This window comes from Xanthomonas hortorum pv. cynarae (genome assembly GCF_002939985.1).
Taxonomy (GTDB): domain Bacteria; phylum Pseudomonadota; class Gammaproteobacteria; order Xanthomonadales; family Xanthomonadaceae; genus Xanthomonas; species Xanthomonas hortorum_D.
This window is the reverse complement of record NZ_MDFM01000011.1, coordinates 151,590-157,903: the sequence shown is the minus strand read 5'-3', so window position 1 is coordinate 157,903 and position 6,314 is coordinate 151,590. Positions and strand designations below refer to the sequence as shown.

Below are 6,314 nucleotides of genomic sequence, written 5' to 3'. Positions count from 1 at the left end.
CGGCAGGCAGTGTTCGATCAGAGAAAATTGTGCTGGCGTGATCTCCATGCTCAATAGTTTAATCGCTCGGGCCATTAGTGTTAACATGCCCTAGTTGACAACCGCATTACACGCGAGGACGATCCTCACTGCTGCGGCCAATCTCGCAGCCGGATTTAGCAGTCCGAACCTTCCGAGGCGCACCAGCGCCCATCGACGGATGACAGGCGTTTTTTTATGTCTGTCGTTCGTGGTGTTCGCGTGCCAGCCAGCTTTATGGCGGGCGGTGCGCGGAGGCCGTAAGGCCTGCCGGCCCTCGGACCGGTCTGCTAACCGCGCATCGTCCGCCACCTTCGTTTAGCAGCGACGTGGCAGACCTCAACTCTCCGAGGAACTCCAATGACACGCGTCAGACCTGCCAACACAAGCAGCACAAGCTCACTGCTGCGCACCACGATTCAATCTGTTGCCAGCGATCTTCCCATAGACACCATTTCCCGCATCGCTAACGCAATAGAATCGATGCATCAGAGACACGAAGCCAACAAACAAGACGCGCCAGAGGATGTGTTCTTCCGTCGCCTGGATGAAGCACGTGCGGCAGAAAGCACCACAGGCATCCACTGGTCCGATTTGCCGATGCAATTCGGCTTAGCGCTGCAGTGCGCGCAGCTGGATCACTGTGTAAGTGGATTGCACGGCTTGCTGGAGTTACTGCAAGCAGATGAGTCCGCCTGTGCCAGTGGTCAGGCAGGACTCGGCGGTGACCTAACTGAACGCTTGTTTTACGCTTCGCGAGCCCTGGCATCATCTGCACGCATGACTCTGCAGAAAATGATCGAGCACATTGGCTCCGCACAGGTATGACGGGACTTTGGGCCGTCCAGTTGTTTTGTATTGCGCTAATTGCTGGCAAAGTAGGCGCAGACTTCCTGGAGACAAATTCCAATGAGCGTGCGACCATCGTTGGCAGGCCAACAGGATGGCTCAAAATACCAGGGGAAAGTTATGAAAATTATTTCGTTCTTCAACCACAAAGGAGGCGTCAGCAAGACTACGTCTACCTTCCATGTAGGTTGGAAGCTCGCTGAACTCGGCTACAAGGTCTTGTTAGTTGACGCAGATCCACAATGCAACTTGACCGCTCTCGCGCTCGGATATACTGACGACACCGATATTGAAGAGCATTATTTACAGTTCCCCAACTCTGACATATATGCTGGGCTAAAGCCAGTTATAGATGGCGATCTCAGAAGGCTGGAGCCTTCTAATCCAGCGTCAACCGCGCATGATAATCTCAGCATCTTGTGTGGGAATATAGCTCTTTCTGAGGCAGAAACTCAGCTGAGTGTTGCATTAACAACGCGTAATTCAATACCTGCCATTCGAAATTTGCCCGGAAGTATTGGAGAGCTGATTCGTCTCACTGGCAACTCTATCGACGCTGATTATGTACTTGTTGATATGAGCCCAAGCGTAGGCGCCCTTAATCAGTGCATATTGATGGCAAGCGACCATTTCATTGTACCAACCGCACCCGATTTCTTTTGCGTCCAAGCCGTAAGATCACTCGCCAAGACGATACCCCGATGGTCTGAAGAGATTAGTTTTTTTCGAGATCAAGAGCTTATCTATCCGATCCCGATAGAACCACCAGTCATGCTTGGCTTCTTGTCACAAAAGTATCGCCCACGCAATGGCGCTCCCGCGAAATCTTTTCAGCTATGGATTAATCGTATCGATAAGGCTGTAGATGAAGAACTAGCACCTGCCTTGAACGCAAAGAAAATGATTGTAACTTTCAAGCGCTTTCAAGCGAGCGTTCCAGGCTCACTCCCTTTCAACTTAGCAAACATATCTGACTTCAACTCGTTAGTTGCCCAATCTCAGAAATATAGTGTTCCAGTTTTTGCGCTTTCAGATCAAATGATCGAGCAGACCGGAGAGATCCTTTATAACATGCAACTAAGTCGAGCGGAATTTGGCCGAGTTTTTACCGCACTCGCAGAGTCGATAGTTAAGCTAACAAATTGAATGGCTAGTTGGCGATTATCTAAATTTGAAACTCTAACCGAGCCTAGGTTAGAGTTTTCTTTTGAAATTGACACTTCGGAAAAATAGAGCGGACCCACTGACTCCTCGGTCAGCCCGTTTTTATCCACAAATCCAGAACTAGATGTTGCAAATGCAGGGCCTGACCTTGCGGCATGGAATACAGAACAGCTATTCGCCATGCAGGGACTAACGCAATAACTCCACCGTTTTCAATGCATCCGTCACTGGCCCAAACACAATCTGCCGCAGCAGGCGCGCCTCACCGGGGTCCACCGCGTGCGTGGCACCTTGCTCGTAGCTCTGCAGCAGCGCGTGCGATTCCCGCCTGATCGCGATCGCTAATTCATCCAGATGCCGCAATGCCAGCTTTCGCGGCACGCCGATGGAGTCGCCAAATGCAGCGACATCATCGCGACCGATGGCGGCGTAACGGCGAGTATTGCCCATCGGGAAGACCAGCTCGTCCACGCCCCAATCAGGCGCCTTGTAGACGCTGGTGCTGAGCAGGTCGTAGTGCGGGGCGAGTTCCCAGCCGTTGGCGCCGCGCAGAAAGCTCAGGTTCTTGAGGTGGGCGTCGCTGTTGCCGATGAAGAAGTTGAACAACTGCCAGCGCAGCAGCGCGATGCGGGTGGCCGCGGGCATGCGGCTGATGCGTTCGAGCGCGCGCAAGTTGTCGCTGGTGGCTTGTTGGTATTTGTAGAGGCGATCCAGCGACAGCAATTGGCAGCCGTCCAGCGCGTAACGGCGCTGTGCCTGCAGGCCATCGCCGAGGCGGTCGAAGCGGCGCACCAGATACACCGGCTCCGGCACGCGGCGCACGGCCACCTGCGCCACCGGCAGTCCGCAGGCAGCGGCCAGCTGCATGCAGAACCATTCATTGACCGCGCTGTGTGGATAGTCGTCCACATGTTCGTGGTCGGGCTTGAGAATGTGGGTGGACGCAGCCGTGCCCACTGGCTCCCACAATTGCTCCCGATCCAGCACCACCGCCAGCTTGTGCTGGGCGCCCGCCAACGACATGCGCTTGGGTGCGCCGTGGGTCAGCGGTTGCCGAGGCAACGCGCGAATACGCGCAGACAACTCCGCATCGGTCAACGGCTGCAGCGCAGGCGGCGGCAGTTGCTGGCCTGGCCGCAGCAAGGTCAACGCGCCGGCCGACTCCGGGCCGAAACGCTGCAACAGGCCGAAGGCATCTGCCGCGTCGATGCCGGCGTCGCTGGCAATCAGCCGGCGCCCGCCCTCTTCGGGCAGCAGATTGTCGAAGAACCACTGCACTGGACGCTGGCTGCCGCCATCAATGATCTCGCCGGCGCTGCGCGGCAACGCAGGAGACAGGTCGAAGCCATCCATTCGCCACGCTTGGTCGTACGCGAGCACCCACAGATTGCTCTGCTCCCGCAACTCGCCGACGCGGCGGCTTCCCAGCCACAGCTCCAGGCTGCGTGGCGCGTCGGCATTGTTCATTCGGGGTGCTTGTCTACAGGGGCCGGCAGCTCCATCGGCAGGTCCAGCTGGACCTGGATGCCCAATTGCCGCAGCAGCTCGAACACCCGGCCCAGTTGCACGGTGTCCTTGCCGCGCTCGACATTGCCCAGCACCACATGGCTGGTGCCGGCCAGCGCAGCCAGGTCGTCCTGCCGTAAGCCTTGTGCCTTGCGAACAGCGCGGACGTAGGCGCCGATGTCGGATGCCTGGTCGATTGGGACGCGCATAGCGAATGGCCAAATCTAAAGCGGACTTTAGATTAACCCCACAATTTTATGGCAACAAGTGAAATCTAACGCAGACATTAGATTGGCTATTTTCAAGGCATACGCCCCGCGGAAACTAACGCTGACTTTAGTTTTCGAATCTTACGCATTTGTCGTCGTGCAGGGCGGGAAAAGCGGCCCGCGACTTGCCCAGTTGCATCGCCACACGACGCGAGATGCCTTGAACTGCCTCGACTGCACGTTGATCACTTACGCTGCTCGCACCGCCCGCCGGAGATCCCACGACAGGCAGGTCGGATACGTTGACCAGACCTCGCGATGGCGGCGCACGTTCGGCCGGGAACTGGCTACAGTCTGCGCAGGGCCGTGTGTGCCCGCCTCATCCACCTGCGCTCCAAAGGATCTGCATGTCTCTGCATCGTCTTGCGCCCCGCCTGGGTCTGGCCGTTGGCCTGCTGTGCGTCTGCGCCGCACACGCCGCCGAACCGGCAGCGGCCCATCGCCTGCTGCGTGTCACGCTGGACGGGGCGAGCGATCAGCCCGTGTCCGGGCGCCTGCTGGTCTTTGCCACCCTGGCCAAGGACGCCCAGGCCGCGGCCAAGGACGGAAAGGACGGCAAAGCCGGCAAGGTGGAAGCGGTGGACGTCAGCCCGTTCCGCCCAACGGCGGTGGCCGTGGCGGCGCAGGAGGTGACCGCGCTCGCGCCCGGTGCCAGCGTCGAGATCGACCTGGACAACATTGCCTTCCCCAGCGCGTTTTCTGCGCTGCCGGCCGGCGAGTATCTGTTCCAGGCCGTGCTGGATCCGGACCATAGCTACGGCTATGCCGGCCGCGATGGCGGCGATCTGTTGAGCGAGGTCACCGCGGTGACGCCGGGCAAGGGCAAGCCGCTGCCCACGCTGAGGCTCAGCAAGCAGGTGCCGGTGTCGGACGACCCCCTGGCAGGTGTCGCCGCGTGCACCGCAGGCAATCCGCGATGCCGTCCCGGAGGCCAAGCTGCATAGCGCGGATGCCTCGATGGTGAGCCCGTCACTGAGCGCCTTCTGGGGCAGGCCGATCTCCATCCGCGCGCGCGTGCTCACCCCGCCCGGCTACGACACCAAGGCCGCCGCCCGCTATCCCACCGTGTATGTCACCCATGGCTTCGGCGGCAACTACAACCGCTTTGCCGGCAGTATCGCGGCGACCTGGAGCGCGATGGCGGCCAAGCAGATGCCGCCGATGATCTGGGTGTTCCTGGACCAGGCCACGCCCACCGGCACCCACGAGTTCGCCGACTCGGTCAACAACGGCCCCTGGGGCACCGCGCTGACCGAAGAGCTGATCCCCGCGCTGGAACGGCAGTACAAGATGGACGGCAAGGCCAGCGGCCGGTTCTTGAACGGGCATTCCTCAGGCGGCTGGGCCACGCTGTGGCTGCAGACGCGCTACCCCAAGCTGTTCGGCGGTACCTGGTCCACCTCGCCCGATTCGAGCGACTTCCGCGACTTCACCGGGCCGGATCTGTACGCGCCCAATGCCAACGTCTACCGGCGCGCCGACGGCAGCCAGTTCCCGTTGATCCGCGACCAGGGCGAGGTGGTTGCCGATCTGGAAACCTTCGCCAAGCTCGAACGCGTGCTGGGCCCTTACGGCGGCCAGATGACCTCGTTCGACTGGGTGTTCTCCCCGCGCGGGCCCGACGGCCGCCCGGTGCCGATGTTCGACCGCGACACCGGCAAGGTGGACCCGGCCGTGGTGGCCTACTGGCGCACCCACTACGACATTTCTGCGCGCGTGGCCGCGCAATGGCCCACGCTCAAGCCGGATCTGGACGGCAAGATCCACCTGATCGTCGGCACCGCCGATACGTTCTACCTGGATGGGGCCGCGCATAAATTCCAGGCGGTGCTGGACGGCCTGGGCGCCAAGAGCGACTTCCGCTACCTGGAAGGCCGCACCCACTTCGACCTGTACAAGGAGGGCGACGACAGCAGCGCCCTGATGAAGAAGATCGCCTGGGAGATGTACGCCGTGGCGCGACCGAAGCGGTAAGCGCGCCCATGCACAGCCGGCGCTGTCGATCGGCGGGCCAGCCGTGCACACGCCAAAGCGCGGCGGCCGGCAGTGTCGGAGCTCAGGCCGAGCGCTTGGGCAACTCCCACTCCAGCTGCTGCCTGAGCACCAGCAGCAGCACCTGCAGGCCGCCGCCGCGCACCAGGGCGGCGGGTGTCTGCCCGTCCAGTGCGTTCATGGGTTTGCGGAACCAGCCGATCAGCGCCTCGTTGTTGCCGCCGTTCAAGGCCCAGGCGTGGCAGACGATCTCGCCCAGGGCCTCGATGCCGGCGCTGCCCAGCAGCCTGAGGTGCTCCGGCGTGAAGGCGAACAGCGACAGCACCAGCTCGGCGTCGGCGGCCTTGCCGTGATCCAACTCCATCTGCTGGCTGTGCGCGGTGCTGTAGATCGACGCCTGCGCACGGAAATCTTCGGCACGCCGCATGCCGGTGAGCAGTGATGCAATGAGGTCGGCACGTTCCATAAAGCAGTCCAACGATGTGATAGCGCGCACGCTATCTGCCCCGCCCTCGC

5 protein-coding genes and 1 pseudogene are annotated in these 6,314 nt (G+C 60.6%); 3 read left to right on the top strand and 3 right to left on the bottom strand.

Translation table 11 applies throughout. The features are described 5' to 3' along the window. Positions 1–546 precede the first annotated feature (546 nt). Together XcyCFBP4188_RS10005 and XcyCFBP4188_RS10000 are read left to right on the top strand one after the other, a co-directional pair. On the top strand, positions 547–846 hold the full coding sequence (locus tag XcyCFBP4188_RS10005; RefSeq protein WP_104592048.1) for a hypothetical protein: 300 nt from the start codon (positions 547–549) through the stop codon (positions 844–846). Between the two features lie 81 nt (positions 847–927). Next, positions 928–2,013, top strand: a complete 1,086-nt coding sequence (locus XcyCFBP4188_RS10000) for a ParA family protein (protein ID WP_218972681.1) — start codon at positions 928–930, stop codon at positions 2,011–2,013. Positions 2,014–2,220: 207 nt separating this feature from the next. Here the strand turns inward: XcyCFBP4188_RS10000 and XcyCFBP4188_RS09995 are convergent, their stop codons facing one another. Both XcyCFBP4188_RS09995 and XcyCFBP4188_RS09990 read right to left on the bottom strand, forming a co-directional pair. Next, positions 2,221–3,498, bottom strand: a complete 1,278-nt coding sequence (locus tag XcyCFBP4188_RS09995; RefSeq protein WP_074056316.1) for a HipA domain-containing protein — start codon at positions 3,496–3,498, stop codon at positions 2,221–2,223. After that, a complete protein-coding gene (locus XcyCFBP4188_RS09990; protein ID WP_074056315.1) occupies positions 3,495–3,746 on the bottom strand; it encodes a helix-turn-helix domain-containing protein in 252 nt (83 codons plus the stop codon). Before XcyCFBP4188_RS09990 ends, XcyCFBP4188_RS09995 begins: the two co-directional genes overlap by 4 nt. A 407-nt stretch (positions 3,747–4,153) precedes the next feature. On the opposite strand from XcyCFBP4188_RS09990, the pseudogene XcyCFBP4188_RS09985 reads away from it, so the two are divergent. Next, positions 4,154–5,780, top strand: a pseudogene (locus XcyCFBP4188_RS09985) (alpha/beta hydrolase). 82 nt (positions 5,781–5,862) lie between these two features. Here XcyCFBP4188_RS09985 and XcyCFBP4188_RS09980 read toward each other — a convergent pair. Next, a complete protein-coding gene (locus XcyCFBP4188_RS09980; RefSeq protein WP_167393527.1) occupies positions 5,863–6,264 on the bottom strand; it encodes an antitoxin Xre/MbcA/ParS toxin-binding domain-containing protein in 402 nt (133 codons plus the stop codon). Positions 6,265–6,314 lie beyond the last annotated feature (50 nt).